Annotated in this window: 12 protein-coding genes; 7 read left to right on the forward strand and 5 right to left on the reverse strand. The window is 58.7% G+C overall.

All coding sequences use genetic code 11. The features are described 5' to 3' along the window. The first annotated feature begins 54 nt into the window (after positions 1 to 54). From ACR3EH_RS18670 to ACR3EH_RS18700, 7 genes are all read left to right on the forward strand, one after another. Positions 55 to 591, forward strand: a complete 537-nt coding sequence (locus ACR3EH_RS18670) for a tripartite tricarboxylate transporter TctB family protein (RefSeq protein WP_171669801.1) — start codon at positions 55 to 57, stop codon at positions 589 to 591. Positions 592 to 598: 7 nt separating this feature from the next. Then, positions 599 to 2,119: a tripartite tricarboxylate transporter permease gene (locus ACR3EH_RS18675; protein WP_171676290.1), complete on the forward strand. Its 1,521-nt coding sequence runs from the start codon at positions 599 to 601 to the stop codon at positions 2,117 to 2,119. A 6-nt stretch (positions 2,120 to 2,125) separates the two neighbouring features. After that, positions 2,126 to 3,610, forward strand: a complete 1,485-nt coding sequence (locus ACR3EH_RS18680) for an aldehyde dehydrogenase family protein (protein WP_171676288.1) — start codon at positions 2,126 to 2,128, stop codon at positions 3,608 to 3,610. A 25-nt stretch (positions 3,611 to 3,635) separates the two neighbouring features. Further along, positions 3,636 to 4,880, forward strand: coding sequence for a Tm-1-like ATP-binding domain-containing protein (locus ACR3EH_RS18685; protein WP_171676286.1), 1,245 nt, complete (start codon positions 3,636 to 3,638; stop codon positions 4,878 to 4,880). A gap of 176 nt (positions 4,881 to 5,056) precedes the next feature. After that, on the forward strand, positions 5,057 to 6,553 hold the full coding sequence (locus ACR3EH_RS18690) for a trimethylamine methyltransferase family protein (protein WP_171187643.1): 1,497 nt from the start codon (positions 5,057 to 5,059) through the stop codon (positions 6,551 to 6,553). Positions 6,554 to 6,557: 4 nt separating this feature from the next. Further along, entirely contained in the window at positions 6,558 to 8,975 is a 2,418-nt protein-coding gene (locus tag ACR3EH_RS18695; RefSeq protein ID WP_171187641.1) for a GcvT family protein, read from the forward strand. 5 nt (positions 8,976 to 8,980) lie between these two features. Continuing rightward, positions 8,981 to 11,395 carry a GcvT family protein gene (locus tag ACR3EH_RS18700; RefSeq protein WP_171676284.1) on the forward strand — a complete coding sequence of 805 codons (2,415 nt, stop codon included), beginning with the start codon at positions 8,981 to 8,983 and terminating at the stop codon, positions 11,393 to 11,395. Between the two features lie 68 nt (positions 11,396 to 11,463). Here the strand turns inward: ACR3EH_RS18700 and ACR3EH_RS18705 are convergent, their stop codons facing one another. Genes ACR3EH_RS18705 through ACR3EH_RS18725 form a run of 5 tightly spaced genes read right to left on the reverse strand, consistent with a single transcriptional unit; the run spans position 11,464 to position 17,543 of the window. After that, entirely contained in the window at positions 11,464 to 12,456 is a 993-nt protein-coding gene (locus ACR3EH_RS18705) for a GlxA family transcriptional regulator (RefSeq protein ID WP_171648047.1), read from the reverse strand. A gap of 53 nt (positions 12,457 to 12,509) precedes the next feature. Then, complete coding sequence (locus tag ACR3EH_RS18710) at positions 12,510 to 13,766, reverse strand: aminotransferase class V-fold PLP-dependent enzyme (RefSeq protein WP_171187633.1); 1,257 nt, start codon at positions 13,764 to 13,766, stop codon at positions 12,510 to 12,512. A gap of 19 nt (positions 13,767 to 13,785) precedes the next feature. Then, complete coding sequence (locus ACR3EH_RS18715; RefSeq protein WP_171187632.1) at positions 13,786 to 14,799, reverse strand: glutamate cyclase domain-containing protein; 1,014 nt, start codon at positions 14,797 to 14,799, stop codon at positions 13,786 to 13,788. After that, the gene (locus tag ACR3EH_RS18720) at positions 14,800 to 16,062 is read right to left on the reverse strand and encodes a selenocysteine synthase (protein ID WP_171187630.1); all 1,263 of its coding nucleotides are present in this window, start codon (positions 16,060 to 16,062) and stop codon (positions 14,800 to 14,802) included. After that, entirely contained in the window at positions 16,059 to 17,543 is a 1,485-nt protein-coding gene (locus ACR3EH_RS18725) for an aldehyde dehydrogenase family protein (RefSeq protein ID WP_171676282.1), read from the reverse strand. Before ACR3EH_RS18725 ends, ACR3EH_RS18720 begins: the two co-directional genes overlap by 4 nt. Positions 17,544 to 17,650 lie beyond the last annotated feature (107 nt).

Consider the following 17,650-nt stretch of genomic DNA (forward strand, 5'->3'; position numbering starts at 1 on the left):
GGGCCCGGCACGTTTTACACTGCCGGGCCTCTTTCCATCCAACAGGAGGCCACGATGATTGCAAAGACCTTGCAAGACATGTTCCGGCGCTATCGACGCCCCGGTGACATCGTGTTTGCCACGATGTTCTTCGTGTTCTCGCTGTTCCTTCTCAGCCAGCTTGGAAGCGAAACTCAGGTCGTCAAACGGACAAAGTGGTTTGCGCAGCCTGCTTTGTGGCCAACTGTCGCGATCTGGGGCATGGTTGTGTTCAGCGGTCTGCATTTGCTGAGCTCATTCCTGTCACCACGTATTCCAGGCCGTTTGCGAGAGATCACGTTTTGGCTGAAATCGCTTGAATACGTTGTCTATTTTCTGATTTACGTTGTTGCTGTTCCATGGCTTGGATACTTGCCCTCGACCATGCTGTTTGCAGCCCTTTTAACTGTCCGTCTGGGGTTTCGCTTGCCCGGGGCCTTTTGCATCGCCCTTGTCTTTGGCGCGGTAGTCGCAATCGTCTTTCGGGCGCTACTGCAGGTGAACATCCCCGCTGGTCGCGTTTATGAATACCTGCCCGACGGGCTGCGCGCCTTTGCGCTGACCTATCTATGAGGCCGCAATGGACAATCTGATTTCTGGATTTGCAATTCTGGCCCAGTGGCAAGTCATGGTGGCGCTGATCATCGGCTCTGTCGGGGGTGTTATCATTGGCGCCTTGCCCGGCGTGGGCGCCGCCGTGGCCATCGCGATCCTGCTGCCTGCTACATTTGCTTTCGAACCTATCGTTGGGCTGACCCTTCTGCTGGGCATCTACGGGTCATCCATGTATGGCGGCGCAATCCCGGCCATTCTGATCAACACCCCAGGCACGGCCGTGAACGCCCTGACCACCTATGACGGCTATCCCATGACCAAACGCGGCGAAGGCCATCGGGCTTTGTCGCTGGCCTATTCAGCCTCGTTCTTTGGTGGTATATTTTCGATCCTTTGCCTAATTGTCCTTTCGCCCGTTCTGGCCTGGGTCGCCCCGCATTTCGGCAGTCGCGAGATTTTTCTGGCCGCTTTCATGGGTATTTTACTCGTGATCCTGGCCCATCGTGGACAGACCTTTTCCGCCGCGATGCTGGCGTTTTTTGGCATCTTCCTGAACACGGTGGGGCTTGAGCCTGTCAAATACACGCGGCGTTTCACCTTCGAGCAAACCTGGCTGTCATCGGGCGTCGATCTGATCGTTGTTGTATTGGGCCTGTTTGCCATCAGCCAAGCGCTGCTTTTGCTGGTCGATAAGGAACACGCTCCTGGCGAAGCCCATGTTCGCGGCAATATATTTACCGGCCTAAAAGAGCTTCTGGGCCTGAAGCGCATCGCCACCGTATCGTCATCACTGGGTGTTCTCATGGGTATGGTGCCAGGCACCGGCGAATTCACCTCCCAGTTCCTGTCTTATACCTACGCTCAGAAGAGCTCGAAAGATCCCGACGCTTTTGGCAAAGGATCGCCCGAAGGTCTGGTGGCGTCTGAGGCCGCCAACAACGCTGTTCCGGGGGCCGCAATGATCCCGCTTTTGGCGCTGGGCATTCCGGGTGAGGCTCTGACCGCGATGATGCTGTCGGTTTTCTACGTCCACAACGTGATCCCCGGCCCGCAACTGTTTGCGGAACAGATGGACTTTGTCATGGCTCTGTATATGGCGTTGATCCTTCTGAACGTGGTTGTTCTGATCTTTTTGCTGTTTTCGACCAATCTGCTGCTGAAACTCATTCAGATTCCAACCCGCTTTCTGGGCATCATGATCCTGACCCTTTCTTTTGTGGGCGTGTACAGCCTGCGAAACTCGATCACCGATTGCGCGATTGCGACCGGGTTCGGCGTTTTTGGCCTGATCCTGAAACGCCTGAACCTGCCGATCGTACCCATAATTTTGGGTATGGTTCTGGGTGGCATCATGGAGGTCAAACTGCGCAGCGCCATGGCCCGGGTGAAATCACCGCTTGATTTCATCGACCGGCCCATCGCGGCAGTCCTTTTTGTGATGATCCTGGGGATCATACTGTTGCACATCCGCTCTCTGATCCAGGAACACAAGGACCGCGTCAAACCGCAACCGGTTCTCGACGAAGACACGACACAGCAAGGATAAAGCCTCATGGATCAGTCCTCGATTGACGCGCTGCGCACTCAGGCAATCGCTCCGCGCGGACATTTCATAAACGGCCGCTTTCAGGATGGTGAAACCGGTGCTCAGCATCAGGTTCATTCCCCGATCAACGGTCAGCCGCTGGCGTTGATCGCCGAAGGCAGTGCCGCAGATGTCGACGCCGCCGTACGTGCGGCGCGGGCATCGTTTGAAGATGGGCGCTGGTCACGACTGGCACCTGCGGGCCGTAAGAAAGTGTTGATGAAGCTGGCCGACCTGATCGAAGCCCAAGCGCTGGAGATTGCTGTTCTGGGCGTTCGCGACAACGGGACCGAGATCAATATGGCCTATAAGGCCGAGGCGCTCTCGGCTGCGGCAACGTTCCGGTACTATGCCGAGGCCATCGACAAGCTCTACGGCCAGATCGCCCCCACGGGTGACGACATTCTGGGTCTGATACATCACGCACCCGTCGGCGTAGTCGGCGCGATTGTGCCGTGGAACTTCCCTTTGATGATCGGTAGCTGGAAAATCGCCCCGGCGTTGGCGGCAGGCAACTCCGTGGTCTTGAAACCAGCAGAAAGCGCTTCGCTCAGCCTGTTGAAAATCGCCGAACTGGCAGCTGAGGCCGGGGTGCCAGACGGTGTGTTCAACGTGGTGACGGGGCGCGGCCCAGTCGTCGGCGAAGCGTTGGCGCTGTCTATGGATGTCGACATCCTTGTCTTCACCGGGTCCGGCGCGACAGGGCGGCGGCTTTTGGAATATTCCGCGCGGTCCAACTTAAAGCGTAGTTATTTGGAACTGGGCGGCAAATCGCCGAACATCGTCTTTGCCGATGCCCCGGACCTTGCCGAGGCGGCCAAGGTTTCAGCCGCTGGTATTTTCCGCAATGCGGGCCAGGTCTGCGTCGCCGGATCGCGCTTGTTGGTCCAACAGGAGATTTACGAGGACTTCGTCTCCGAAATCACCCGCCACGCCTCAGCCTTTCGCGTTGGCGATCCGTTGGACCTGAATAGCCAGATCGGCGCGGTTCACAGCCTGTCCGAACTGGAGGCCAATCTGGATTTCGTGAGCACAGCCGAAGCGGAAGGCGCTGAGCGCCGCACAGGTGGCGCCCGTATTCTGACCGAGACTGGTGGTTATTACATGGCCCCGACGGTCATGGCCGGGGTGAAAGAGACCGACACGCTGTTCCAAAACGAAGTCTTTGGCCCTGTTCTGGCCGTCACGCCCTTCACGGACGAAGAAGACGCGATCCGTTTGGCCAATGCGACCGTTTACGGGTTGGCGGGCGGGGTCTGGACCTCGAACTTGGGCCGCGCGCATCGCATGGTCGCAGGCATCCGTGCCGGGGTTGTCCACGTGAACACCTATGGAGGCGCAGACCTGACTGTTCCCCTTGGTGGCGTTCGTCAGTCGGGCAACGGGCATGACAAGTCGCTGCATGCAATGGAAAAGTACTTCGATCTGAAAACCGCTTGGATCAAACTCTGACCGCCGAAAAACAATTGAGGCACAAATGACCAAAAAAACAATCCTGTTGATCGGCACCTACGACACCAAAGAACCCGAAATGCGGTTTATCGAAGAAACAATTCAAGCGCAGGGTGCCATTGTATTGACGATGGATGTGTCTGTTTTGGGCGATCCCTCTGCACCAACTGACATCTCAAAGCATGACGTGGCCGCAGCTGGTGGCATGACAATTGATGAGGTCATCGCCCAAGGAGACGAAAATAAAGCCTTCCGCATCATGTCTGCCGGGGCGGCCAAAGTGGTTGCACGGGCCTATGCCGACGGACGGTTTGACGGGATGCTGGCCACCGGCGGTACAATGGGCACCGACCTTGCGCTGGATTGTGCGCAGGCGCTGCCGATGGGCGTGCCGAAATACATTGTCTCAACCGTCAGCTTTTCACCGCTTATCCCGCCACACCGGCTGGCCCCCGATATTCAGATGATCCTTTGGGCTGGCGGGCTCTATGGCATGAATTCGATCTGCCAATCATCGCTCAGTCAGGCGGCTGGGGCGGTGGTCGGCGCGACAAAGGCCGCCATTGCACCGGACCGTAGCAAGCCACTGGTTGGCATGACCAGCCTGGGGTCGTCCTGCCTTCGGTACATGAAGACCCTGAAACCAGCACTGGAAGAGCGCGGGTTTGAAGTGGCCGTGTTTCATTCCACAGGGATGGGTGGCATGGCCTACGAAAAACTGGCCAGCGAAGGCGCGTTCGCCTGCGTGATGGATTTCTGTATGCAGGAATTCGGAAACCTCATGGCGGGCTCTGTCGTTTCAAGCGGCGAGGACCGGGTTACCAATGCCGGGCGCATGGGTATCCCGCAGATGGTCGCCCCCGGCGCGCTGGATTTGCTGGATTTTGCGGGATGGCAGGACATCCCCGAACACTATGCCGACCGGCCTTTCCACGAACACAACCGGCTGATCAAAAGTTCGGTCTTCAACGGAGCCGAACGGCGCGCCTGGATTTGGGAACTCGCCAATCGATTGGGTACAGCAAAAGGACCAACGCATTTCTTTCTGCCACTGCAAGGCATCGAAGCCTGGGACAAGGAAGGTGAAGAGGCGTATGACCCACAAGCACTAGCCGAATTGATCGACGAAGCCCGCCGAGTGATGCCTGATCAGGTGCCAATGACCGAACTGGACGCCCATATCAACGATACCGCGTTCTGCGACGCCGTTCTGACGCTTTTCGACGATTGGGTCGAACGTGGCGTGGTTACGTCAACGCCACATAGTTGACTTTTCACGGGGCGGTATCGTCCTCATTGAAACATGAAGACTTCGGTGCGTAAGTTTATAGGCTACGCCGTGTATTTGAATGAATTGCATTCACAAAAATCAGCTAATAATGGAATTGAGCTAAAACTACACCCTTCCTAAGATGCGCGGGAAAACACCTCATCAAGGACGCGCTCATGCGGCGAACACGATCAAGACGGGCTTCTGGTTCCGCGACGCCACAGATGACTTTACCGCCCATTGGCGGTCAATTTATGCCGCTGGATAACAGCAAACTGGTGCATATCACCGATACCGCCTTCGACATTTTGGAAAAAATTGGTGTGTCCGGCGCACCTGAAGACATTCGCACACTGGCGTTAGAGAATGGGGCGACGGAACGGGCTGATGGCCGCATCACCTTTTCACGCACCTTGGTCGAGGACATAATCGCAGGCGCGTGTAAACGCGTAGAACTGCCCGGTTTCAATCGGGATCGCGGGATCGAGGTTGGCGGCGGTCGCGTCCATATCGGTACCGGTGGCGCAGCGGTGCAAGTGCTTGACGCCGCCACAAATACGTTCCGCGACAGCACGTTACAAGACTTGTACAGCCTGATGCGCATCGTGGATGCCTGCGACAGCATTCACTATTCCCTGCGTCCTGTTGTGGCCCGGGATCTGGAAGACCCGCTGACCCTGGATATCAACACGGCATTTGCCGCGATGAAGGCGACCTCGAAACCCATTGGCACAAGCTTTTTCGAGCCCGCCAGTGTAACCCCCGTGGTTGAAATGTTCGACGCGGCTTTAGGCGCCAACGGCGCGTTCAAGGCGCAGCCCTTCTGTTTCGCATCCGTTTGTCACGTGGTGCCACCGCTGACGCTGGCCGAAGAGGCCTGCGGGGTGATGCGTGAATGCGTCCGATTGGGGATACCGCTGCAGATTTGCTCAGCGGCGCAGGCGGGGGCAACAAGTCCGGCCGCGCTGGCTGGCGCATTGGCACAGGGTTTGGCCGAGTCTCTGGCCGGTCTGGTTCTGGTCAACATGATGCAGCCTGGCTTTCCATGTATTCTAGCGTTCCTGCCGTTCATTTCCGACCTGCGGACTGGCGCTATGACCGGCGGTTCTGGCGAAGCTGCTGTGGCCAATGCTGCCGCTGCGCAACTGCTTTTGAACCTCGGCCTGCCTTCAACCGTTTCAGCGGGCATGACCGATGCCAAGACGGCGGACGCGCAGTCGGGCTATGAAAAGGGTTATACAATTGCGCTGGCCGCACAGGGCGGCGCTGACATGATAAACTTGTCCGTGGGTATGCTGGGCTCGATCATGGCAGCTAGCAAAGAAGCTCTGGTGATCGACAACGACATGTGCGGTGCCATCCTGCGTTCAGTGCGCGGCGTTGAAATGTTCGAAGGCTCGATTGATCTGGACATGATCGAACAGGTCGTGACCGGCGAAGGGCACTTCCTCGGCACCGCTCAGACCCTGGATCTGATGACCAAGGAATACGTCTATCCGTCTCTGGGCGATCGCCAGAGCGTCAATGACTGGCTTGAAAGCGGTGCGCAAACCGTCTGGGACAAAGCCATAGCCCGCGTTGCCGAGATCGAAGCGCAGCCTGCGCCTTCCCACCTGCCGGCCGATATCGAGGCCGCCCTGCGCGCTCGCCTGCCCATCCATCTGAAAGATTAAACACATGAAAAGCCAAACCAAAGTTGTGATCATCGGGGGCGGCGCGGTTGGTGTCTCGACCCTTTATCATCTTGCCAAAGCCGGGGTGACCGACACACTGCTGATCGAAAAGAACGAATTGACCAGCGGATCGACCTGGCACGCAGCAGGTAACATCCCCACCTATGCCAACAGCTGGGGCGGCATGCGCGCGGGCAACTACGCCTGGCAACTGTATAAGGAACTGGCGGAAGAGGTCGACTATCCGATCACCTACCGCCACACCGGTGCGTTCTGGCCCGCCCACACGCCCGAACGCATGGACCTGTTCCGTCATCTTGTCGGCATCTCGAAAGGCTTGGGCTATGACATGGCGATGCTCACCCCGTCCGAAATGGACGACATGCATCCCTATTTCAGCTCGGGTGACAGCATCATCGGCGGGATTTTCGACCCGTATGAGGGTGACGTGGACCCAAGCCAACTGACTCAGGCACTGGCCAAAGGCGCGCGGGATCAGGGCGCGGCGATCGCGCGGTTCACCACAGTCACCGGCATTAGTCGCCGCGTGTCCGGCGAGTGGGAGGTTCAGACCGATAAGGGCAATGTTGTCTGTGACATCGTGATCAACGCCGGGGGCTATTACGGTCGTCAGGTCGGTGAGATGGTCGGCCAGAAACTGCCCGTTGTCACGCTGGAACATCAGTATCTGGTCACCGAAAGCCTGCCGGAACTTGAAGCCAATCCGGAAAACTTCCCGCTCGTCCGCGACCCAGACATCATGTACTACCTACGGCGAGAGCGGAACGGGCTGCTGCTGGGCTCATACGGTCACGAAGGCCGGCCCGCATGGCTGGACGGGATGCCCGATTGCTTTGCCAATCAGCTTTATCCCGACAGCGTCGACGACATCGCCGAAATCCTCGAAGCCGCATTGGAACATGTTCCGCTGCTGGGTGAGGCCGGGGTCAGCCGCTTCGTGAATGGTCCGATCCCCTACAGCCCCGATGGCGCGCCGCTTTGCGGTCCGGCGTTTGGTCTGCCGAACTTCTACCATGCCTGCTGTTTCCCGGTGGGTATCACCCACTCAGCAGCAGCAGCGAAAACCCTGACCGAGTGGATCACCGAAGGCGAAACCGAATGGGACATGTCCTTCTGGGACCCGCGCCGCTTTGGCGAGGAGTGGGCGACGTTCGACTATACTGTCAAACGATCAAGTGAGTTGTATGAGCACCAATACGCGATCCCCTACCCGCATCGCTTGTGGAAATCGGGCCGACCAGTTCAGACAACGCCGCTTTACGAGACGCTCAAAGACAAAGGCGCAGTGTTTGGGCAGGTTGCAGGATGGGAACGCGCCTTCTGGTTTGAAACGGACCAAATCAAGGATGATAGCCAGCTGAGCTTCCATCACGAGGTCTGGCACGATGCGGTCAAAGCTGAGTGCGAAGGCGTACGCGACCGGGTTGGCGTTATGGATCACGGCGGCTTCACCCGGTATGAGGTTGAAGGACCAAAGGCCACCGAGTTCCTCAATCGTGTCTTCTGCGGCGCAATGCCCGCCGTGGGCCGGGTCAAGCTGTCCTATATGCTGACCACCAAGGGGAAGATTTGGTCCGAGGCCACGATTGCGCGGCTCGATGAGAACAAATACCTGCTCTGCGGCCCCACTCTGGCCGATCAGCGCGATCACGACTGGATGTCGAAATTCCTACCGGACGAGGGCGTGACCCTGACCCGAGGCTCTGATTTTGACGCTGCTCTGATGGTCATGGGACCAAAATCGCGCGAGGTGCTGCAACCGTTGACCGAGGATGATCTGTCCAAAGAAAACGCCCCTTGGATGTCGGTGCGCGAGATCACCATTGCAGGTGCACCGGTCATCGCGCTGCGGGTGTCTTATGTCGGTGAATTGGGCTGGGAACTGCACATGCGCAGCGCGGATCTGGTCCGCGTCTACACCACTATCATGGAGCAAGGCGCAGTTCACGGTATTGTCGAGTTCGGCTCTTACGGGTTGAACGCCATGCGGCTTGAGAAAGGCTATCACGGCTGGGGCGCTGATTTCGGCATCGAATATACTGCCTTTGACGCCGGTCTGGATCGCTTTGTCAGTAAGAAGAAAAGCAGCTTTGTCGGGCGCGACGCGTTTCTGGCGCAGGCTGAGCAGCCGAAAGACTATCACTTCACCGCCTTCGTACTCGACGGCCACGGCGCCGACGCGCTGTCTTCCGACCCCATCTGCCGGGATGGAAAGCCGGTGGGCTATGTCAGCTCGGGCGGCACCGGCTTCCGCATCGGCAAGCGGATCGCTCTGGGCTATCTGACAGAGGCCGCGAAGCCCGGAGACGTTTACCAGATCGAAGTGCTAGGTGTTCCGGTCAATGCGACTGTGGCGACCGTACCATTCTACGATCCTGAAAACGACCGGTTGCGGGGATAAGACCCATGGCGAAATCTCTTCCGACGGACGTTCAGGTCGCCATCATTGGCGGCGGCATTGTCGGCTGCGCGACCGCTTATCACCTCGCCAAGGCAGGCTGGTCGGTCGCCCTGTTCGAGCGCAAGAAACTGACCAGCGGAACGACATGGCACGCCGCCGGTCTGGTCAGCGAAACGCAGGGTGTGCCGGTCATGTCTGCGCTGGCGAAATACGGCCTCGACCTGATGGAAAGCCTCGAGGACGAGACAGGGCAGAATACCGGGTTCAAGCGCAACGGCTCGATGACTGTGGCTCTGACCGAGGCGCGCATGGAGGAGCTGCGGCGCAAGGTCGACTATGCCCATGGATGCGGGTTGCGCGCAGAAGAGATCAGCCTGAGAGAGGCACAGGATCGCTGGCCTCTGCTGTCCGTCGACGGTGCAAAGGGCGCGTTCTGGTTTCCCGGCGACGGCTATACCAATCCCATCGACACGACGATGGCTCTGGCCAAGGGCGCGCGGATGAACGGCGCGCAGGTTTTTGAAGATACCAAGGTCACCCGCGTTGTGATCGAAGGCGGGCGCGCTGTCGGCGTTGAAACCGCCGAAGGTCTGGTCCGCGCCGAGCATGTGGTAAACGCCACCGGCATGTGGGCGCGCGAGTTTGGCCTGACTCACGGGGTGCAGATCCCGCTGCATTACACCAACCACTATTACGTGGTCACCGACCCGATTGAGGGCGTGACCGGAGACCTGCCTGTCCTGCGGGTGATGGATGAATACGCCTATTACAAAGAGGATGCGGGCAAACTGCTGATCGGCTGTTCCGAGCCCAACGCGACCCCTTGGCTGCCCAAGGATGGCCTGCCCGAGACGTTCGAATTCGACGAACTGCCCTGCGACGAAGAACACCTCTACCCCATCCTCGAAGCGGCAATGGAGCGGGTTCCCACGCTGGCTGAATCCGGCATTCGCAAGTTCTTTAACGGGCCTGAGTGTTTTACCCCGGACGCCAAACACTATCTGGGGCTGGTCCCGGATGTGAAAGGCTATTGGGTCGCCGCAGGTTTCAACTCAACTGGCATCCAGAACGGGCCCGGCGCGGGCAAGGCACTGGCTGAATGGATCATGGCCGGTCACATGACCATGGACCTCACCGATGTGGACAGCCGCCGCATCGTGCCTGGCTTGAACGCGCGCAGCTACACCGCGACCAAGGCCGCCGAAACTCTTGGGCATGCCTATGCTATGCACTGGCCTTATCTTCGCAAGACTGAGGCACGTGGTTTGCGGCGGACGCCCTACTATACGCATCTACGCGACGCGGGCGCGCAATTCGGCAGCGCCAATGGCTGGGAACGTCCGCTCTACTATGGGCGCGAGATGACGGATGGGTTCGGACGCGAGCCGTGGTTCGACGACTGGCAAGCAGAACATCAGGCTCTGCGCACCGATCTGGGCTGTATCGACCTGACCTTTGGGCGGTTCATCGTCGACGGGCAGGATGCCGAGTCACAGATGCAACGGCTTTGCGGGGCCAATATGGCCGTCGCGCCGGGTGCTTTGATCTATACCCACATGTTCAACCCACAAGGCGGGATCGAAGCGGATGTAACCGTCGCTCGGCTTAGCACATCCCGCTATTTGGTCATGGCGTCTGCCGGGGCTGAACCGCAAACGGAATATTGGCTGAAAACGCAACTGACAGGCACCTCGGTTTCAGTTGTCAACGTCACCTCATCTGAGGCGACGCTGGCCCTGATGGGCCCGCGTGCGCGGGACTTCCTGGCCGGGCTGACGGACGCGGATCTGTCGAATGACGCCTTCCCCTTTGGATCGTGGCAGTCCCTGCATGTTGGTCACGCGCCAGTTCGCGCCCAGCGGATCACCTATGTGGGCGAGCTAGGGTGGGAATTGCACATCCCGGCCGAATTCGCGCAGCAAGTGTTCGAGACCATCATGGCCGCCCCTGACGCGCCGCGCCTTTGCGGTGGCATGTCAGTAGACAGCTGCCGGATCGAAAAAGGTTTCCGCCATTGGGGCCACGACATCGGCCCGCATGACAGCCCGGTAGACAGCGGCCTGACTTTTGCATGTGACTTCACAACTGATTTTACTGGTAAAGAGGCCATTGTTGCCCGCAAATCGGCAGGCCCCGAAAACCGTTTGCTGTCACTGCGGCTCGACGATCCAGACGCCCTGATCTTTGGAAAAGAACCCATCCTGTGCGATGGGGAAATCGTTGGGCGTTTGACCTCGGCCAGCTATGGCTGGAGCGTCGGTGGGGCCATTGGCATGGGATATGTTTCGCGGCCCGAAGGCATGACGATGAAAGCTCTTGCGGCACGCAGCTATCAGGTGAAGGTGGCGGGACGGACTGTGACGGCACAAGCCAGCCTGCGCCCGCTTTACGATCCGGACAATGCCCGGATGCGCGGTTAAGCAAATCGGGAGAGGTGTTCGGATCAAATCTTGGTCCGAAAGCCTCTGCCAACCATTAGATGTTGGCCCTAAGGCGCGCTCTGCTCGATATGAGGTGAGATTCCGAATTGCCTGCGATACAGCTTTGAAAAATGACCGGCAGAGGAAAAGCCGCATGCGACGGCGACGTCGATCACGCTCATATGGGTCTGTTGCAACAGCACGCGTGCTCTGTCCAACCGCAGGTTCGTCATATAGGTTTTAGGCGTACATCCCAGATAACGCCCAAACAGACGCTCCAGTTGGCGCGTAGATATTCCGACTTTCTGTGCAAGCATGGATGTAGGGAGAGGATCTTCCAGACTGTCTTGGATCACCGCGACCGCCCTTGAGAGTTTTTCGTTCCTATGCTGCAATCTGCAACGGTCAGTCATAGTTTGACGGCTATCGCCCGGTCGCACCGACGCGCACAGCAGGTCGTCCGCAACACGGTTCGAAATCGCCGTACCCGCTGTTTGCCGAATTAAGGCTAGAAACAGATCAAGCGTCGCAGCCCCGCCGGCGCTGGACAGGAAATTGGCTTCTTCTTCATAGATTGTGCAGACAGGATCCAGTTTCAGGAAGGTTTCCTCAAAAACCGGCTGCAAGCGCCAATGCGCGCAGATCTTGCCTTTTTGCGCCAATCCGATGAGGGCCAGATAAAGCGCTCCCCCACCCAAGCCACAAAGCCGAGCCTCCTGCCGTGTGGCCTTTCGAAGCCAGGCATTGATCCTTTCCGATGTTGGTCCCTTCTGGGTGTCGATGGAGGCGCATACAACAATGCAATCGCCGTTCTGGACCGCTGGCAGTGCGCCCTCAACCGCGATGTTCATACCCGCTGATGACACCACTGGGGCGCCGTCTTCGCTGACAATCTTCCAACGGAACAAAATTTGCTCTGCCGCTTTGTTGGCGGCGGCCAATGCGTCAACGCCAGAGCCCAGATCAAGTGCCGAAAACCCCGGCATTGCAAGGAAGATGAAGCGCTTCAGTTCAACCGGGCAACCCCGGCTTACTTTGAACTCTGAATCGAAGTGCCCCATCCTGATCATCCTGCCTTGCGGAAACGTTTCAGTTCCGTTGATGTGCGGGACCGTCAGTCGCCACCCAGCTCATTTACCGCAGCGAGAAGACGAGCGATTTCCTGTTCTGTGTTGTAGTGGCAAAACGAAATGCGGATACAGTCCGGCAGACCCAACGGTGTCAGAACATTACCCGAATAGTGGTCCGCTTTGCGGGTGTGGGTGCGGATGCCTTGCTGGTTCAGTACTTCAACTACGTCTTCCGAGGCTTTGTCTTTGACCACGATAGAAACCAACCCCTCGCGCGCCGGGTTTTCTGCCCCTGCCAAAATGGTCACGTGATCCATGTCGCGTAGTCCCGGCAGGTTGCCTGTGCCGTTTATTGCAGTGTTGGTCAGATGCGTTTCATAGGCGTGAATAGCGTGACCTGCGGCCTCGATCCGCTTGCGAGGGTCGGTTTCATCCGAAACTTCGCCACCCAGCCAATCGAAATACGAAACCACGTCCGATACTGTCGCGTAAGACCCGGTGTCGCGGGTACCGAACTCCCACCCTGTGGCGGGTGCGTCGATCAGCATATCATGCGGCAGCGCGCTTAGCTTGTCAGAGATCCAGGCAATGCCATAGCCATGGCGCGAGAAAACTTTGTAGGGCGAGATCGCGTAGCCATCGACATTATACGCATCCAGGTCCAGTTGCCCGTGTGCCGCGTGCTGGATGCCATCAACAACAATCAAACAGTCCGGCGCAACCGCCCGAATGGCCGCAGAAATTGCAGCGACATCCATACCCATGCCCGTGACGGGTGACGCATGCAGGATCGTCGCCACGGCCACATCCGGAGTCATAAGTGCGGCATAGTCCTGAGGTGTTACCAGACCTGTTTCATTGTCATGGGGCACGTTGACATAGTCCAGACCTGCGATCTCAGCCCAACGTCGCGCGGCACTGCGGGTAGCGGGGTGCTCGATGGACGACCCGATCACCTTGGACCCTTTTGGCGCGGCCAAGCAGGCCGTGCGGATCATGCGGAACAACAGTTCCGTCCCGCTTTCCCCGGCAAAGAACTGACCAGACGAGGCGTTCATGAACACGGCCAGATCTTGCTTGGCCTTGTTGATGACGCCCTGGGTGCCCTGCCCCGCTGGGTTGATACGGCCCGGATTGTCCGGGATCGCTGCATAAAAGGCCGAGGTTTCCGCGACTGATTTCAGCGTCAACGCACCACCTGCGTTCTCGAAAAAGATCCGTTCACCTTGAAACGGGCAGGAATCGACATGCGCGAACCGGTTACGGATTGCTTCGATGAGGGCGGGATTGTCTTGGATCATTGTTCAGTCCTGTAAGTTTTCAGAGCGCGCGGCTCACGATCGTGCGGCAAAGCTCGGCCACCGCGATATGGCTTTGGCGTGGGAAACCGTCGACACTGTCATCGACGATCCCGTGAGTTGAGTTGATCAGGCCGCTGGCGACCATCGTTTCTAGCAATAGGGCCTCTCGGTCTGGTGTGTGCAGCAGTTTCGCGTCACCCGCACGAGCGGCCATTGCTGCGGCAATTGCAGTGCAGCCCCAGTTTGAACAAGCGGCTGTCACCAGCACATCACAGCTGGTCACTGCCCCAATGCCACCGCCGCATCCGCATTGGCATTTATCTCCGTACGGTACGTGTGCCTTGACGTGGTCGGCGACTTTGCCCATGCCAATCTCGTTGCCGCCATCTCCGACTGCGACAACAGGAATACCGCGCTCCAAAGCCAGATCGAACAGGAAATCAACACGCGCACGACCCATTCCATAGTCGATACCGCGCATGGAATGATAAACACCGAATTCATTGCGCCCAACCCGTTCTGTCGAGAACAGAAGGTCGGGTTTCAGGTCTGACAGCAGCATTTCTGCCTGCGCCTGCCCGCCCGCGTCATCGGTCGCGTATGGCAACATGACAATCGTGGCCAGGCTTTTGTCAGCCTTGGCAATCGCCGCCTGTTCCAGCGTCACCGGAAACAACCCCGCTGCCTGACAGGTTTTGCGAATTGCAGGCAGCAGAGTTTCTTCGCACAACATCACGCAGGTCACGTTCCGCGCCAGCACCAAAGCCCTTGCAATCGCCGCCGCACCCGAGGGGCCATCGTTTTCGCCCAAATCCGGCGTGATCCAAGCGCGCGAGACCGAACCGGTGGTCAACACAACCGTTCCACCCTCGGGCACCGCCATCAGTGCTTCCGCTGCCGCACCGATCAACGAGCGACCTTCCAGCGCACGTGCGGCCTCGAACAGGTGCTCGACGCCACGCTCGCCCATGTCGATATTCACCAACTGGTCCAGCCGGGTGTCCAGCCGGGTGATCAGAGTCGTATCGGCCATTCACATGTCTCCAAACAGTGTTGCCGCGAACCATGTTTTGTCGTTCAAATTCTGCGCCGTCTGGCGCATTGCCGACATCAAACAGTCAGCCACCGCCACTGCGCCTCCGGCGCGGGCCACGGCACCAGATGTTGGTTTCAACCGGATCGAAACACGCCCGCCGGGTTGACCATGTGTATTGACCGTCACAATGCCTTTGTCACGCAACATCAACATACCAATCGCGGCCGTAACTTCGGCAGGGACGACATTGACCTTTTCGAATCCAGCCATGCCAAGAACGATTTCCATCGCGTCTTGTTCGTCAATTTTCGGGCCCAGCGCTGATCGCGTTACCTGACCTTTCCCCAATGCGGCTTCCAACGCATCGGCCAGGTCGTGCCCATCCTGTGCCTCTTGCAGCAACAGGTCCGGAGTGAACCCCTGTAAACTGCGCATTGCACCAACAGCAACGGGCGCGCGGGCTTCCATGCCCAATTCGCTGGCTTTGGCCTGCACGGGGACCAACACAACCGGGTCGCCACAAAGAACTCCGGCACGCGGGCCGGACAAACCTGCCTTGTCCGCATTGGTGATGACCAGATCGGCCCCAAAGGAAAGCGACGCCCCACCGCCATGCAGAACAGGGCGGAACCGCGCCCCGTAAGCGTCGTCAAGGAACGTGACGCAGCCCGCATTTTTGCCTGCCGCCACCGCGTCGCGGATCAGGTCATCGCACAGCATGGACAGCTCTGAAGTGACAGGCGTGATCACAAACAACGCAGGGCTGTCCTCGGCTAACGCCTGTTTGACAGACTCCAGATCGTGAACTTCACGGACCTGCACATTGGCCAGCCGCGCTCCGCGCAGAACCGAGGCATGGCTCCGGTCACCTTTTGCAACCAATGACAACACCGGCTTGCCTGTGGCATGCGCCAATACAGTTGCAACGATCCCGGCGCTTGTACGGTTCACCACCGCTGCAGCTTCGTGCCCCTGCCCACCCATATGAGCTATTGCGGCTTGGCGCAGTTCTTCGCCAAAAAGGCCGGGACCGATCCATTCTTCGCACAGCAGGCTCAGATCGCCCGGGGTTGCTGGGTAGAAGCGCAGGTTTCCAGTGCAGATGGCGATCTTGTCGATACCTTCGCGTGCTACGAAATCCGCGGCGACGCGACCGGCCTGCGCGAGTCTGCGCACCTCATCCGCCGAGCCTTGCAGCAGCGCCCCCCGGGCGTATCCCACACCCGGATCAATGGTATTGCCGAAGCGATCCGTGCTCACGCGCCACCCTCGATATTGATGGTGACACATTTGCGGTAAGTATAGGCCTCAAGTGCGCCTTCGATCGAGTATTCGCTGCCCATGCCCGATTGCTTGGTGCCGCCATAAGACATACCGGGGATTTGCCCGCCGCCCTGATTGACCTGTATCCAACCCGCATCGATGGCACGCGTCAGGCGCGTGATGCGGCTGACATCATGAGTGAATAGAAACGCGGCCAGCCCGTAATGGGTGTCATTGGCCATGGCGATGACTTCTTCTTCCGTCTCGAAGGGGATGGCGACCATAACCGGGCCGAACACCTCTTCCCGCGCGATGCGCCAATTGTTGTCGACGCCGGTGATGATGGTCGGGTTGGGACAGAAGCCGGCCGGATCCTCAGCCGGAGTTTCCCCGATCAGGAAAGTGGCCCCTTCGGCTTCGGCTTCGGCCACATAGGCGCGGATCTCGCCATAGCGTTCAGCGTTCACGACCGCGCCCATATCTACATCCGGATCCAGCGCGTCGCCCACATTCAGTGCGGCGGATTTCTGGGCAACCTTGGGCATCAGCTCGTCCCAGATATCCTTGTGCACAAACAGCCGTGAACCCGCGGTGCAGCTTTGACCCTGACGGGCAAAGCGCATGGCATTCGCCACCTGCTGCGCTGTGCTGTCCAGACGACCATCGGCAATGGCGTCTGGGAAGACGATTGTGGGGGATTTACCGCCCAGTTCCAGAGTCAGCTTGGCGATGCGATCAGCCGTGGCCCTGCCGATCAGTTTGCCAACCTCGCTTGAGCCGGTAAAGGACACCTTGTCGATGCCCGTATGCGAAGCAAGTGCTGCGCCTGCTTCTTCACCCAGTCCCGTCACAACATTGAAGACGCCAGGCGGGAACAGACCATCCGCAAGTTCAGCCAGTTTCAGGATAGCCAGCGGTGCGTCTTCGGCCGGTTTCAGCACCAGACAATTCCCGGTCGCCAGTGCCATCGAAATCTTCACCGCCCCCAACTGCAAAGGAGAGTTCCAGGGGATGATCGACCCGACAACCCCATGCGGTTCGCGCGTGGAATAACTGAGTAATCCAGGCCCAAGCGGCAGAGTCTCGCCTTTTTGTTCAACCGCCACGCCGCCGTAATATTTGAGAACACCGGCAGCCCCCATCGCCTCGCCGCGCGATTGCGTCTTGATGGCGTTACCGGACTCTGCCGCCAAGACACGGGCCACCTCTTCAGCGTTTTCTTCCAGGCGACGTCCGAGTTCGGTGAGCAGTTTTCCACGCTCACTCGCAGCCAAAGCGCGCCACGCTGGCAACGCGGCACGGGCGGCGGCGACAGCCAAATCGACCTCGGTTGACGTGCCGCGACCAACTTCGCAGATCGGCGCACGGCGCGAGGGGTTTTCGATCTCGAGCCGCCCTTCAGGCCAATGCCAAGCCCCGTTGATATAGTTTCCAGCCAAACCCGCATCGGGCAGTTTCGGTTCCAGCGGTGTTGTCATCCCTGTTCTCCTTGGCAGGCTGGGGCAATTCAAAATAAGGCGCGCCGCCGAAAGTTGGGAGAGCCGGCGGCGCAGAGATCAGGCGAGAGCAAATGCCCAACCTCAAT

It is taken from the genome of Ruegeria sp. BG7 (assembly GCF_056535685.1).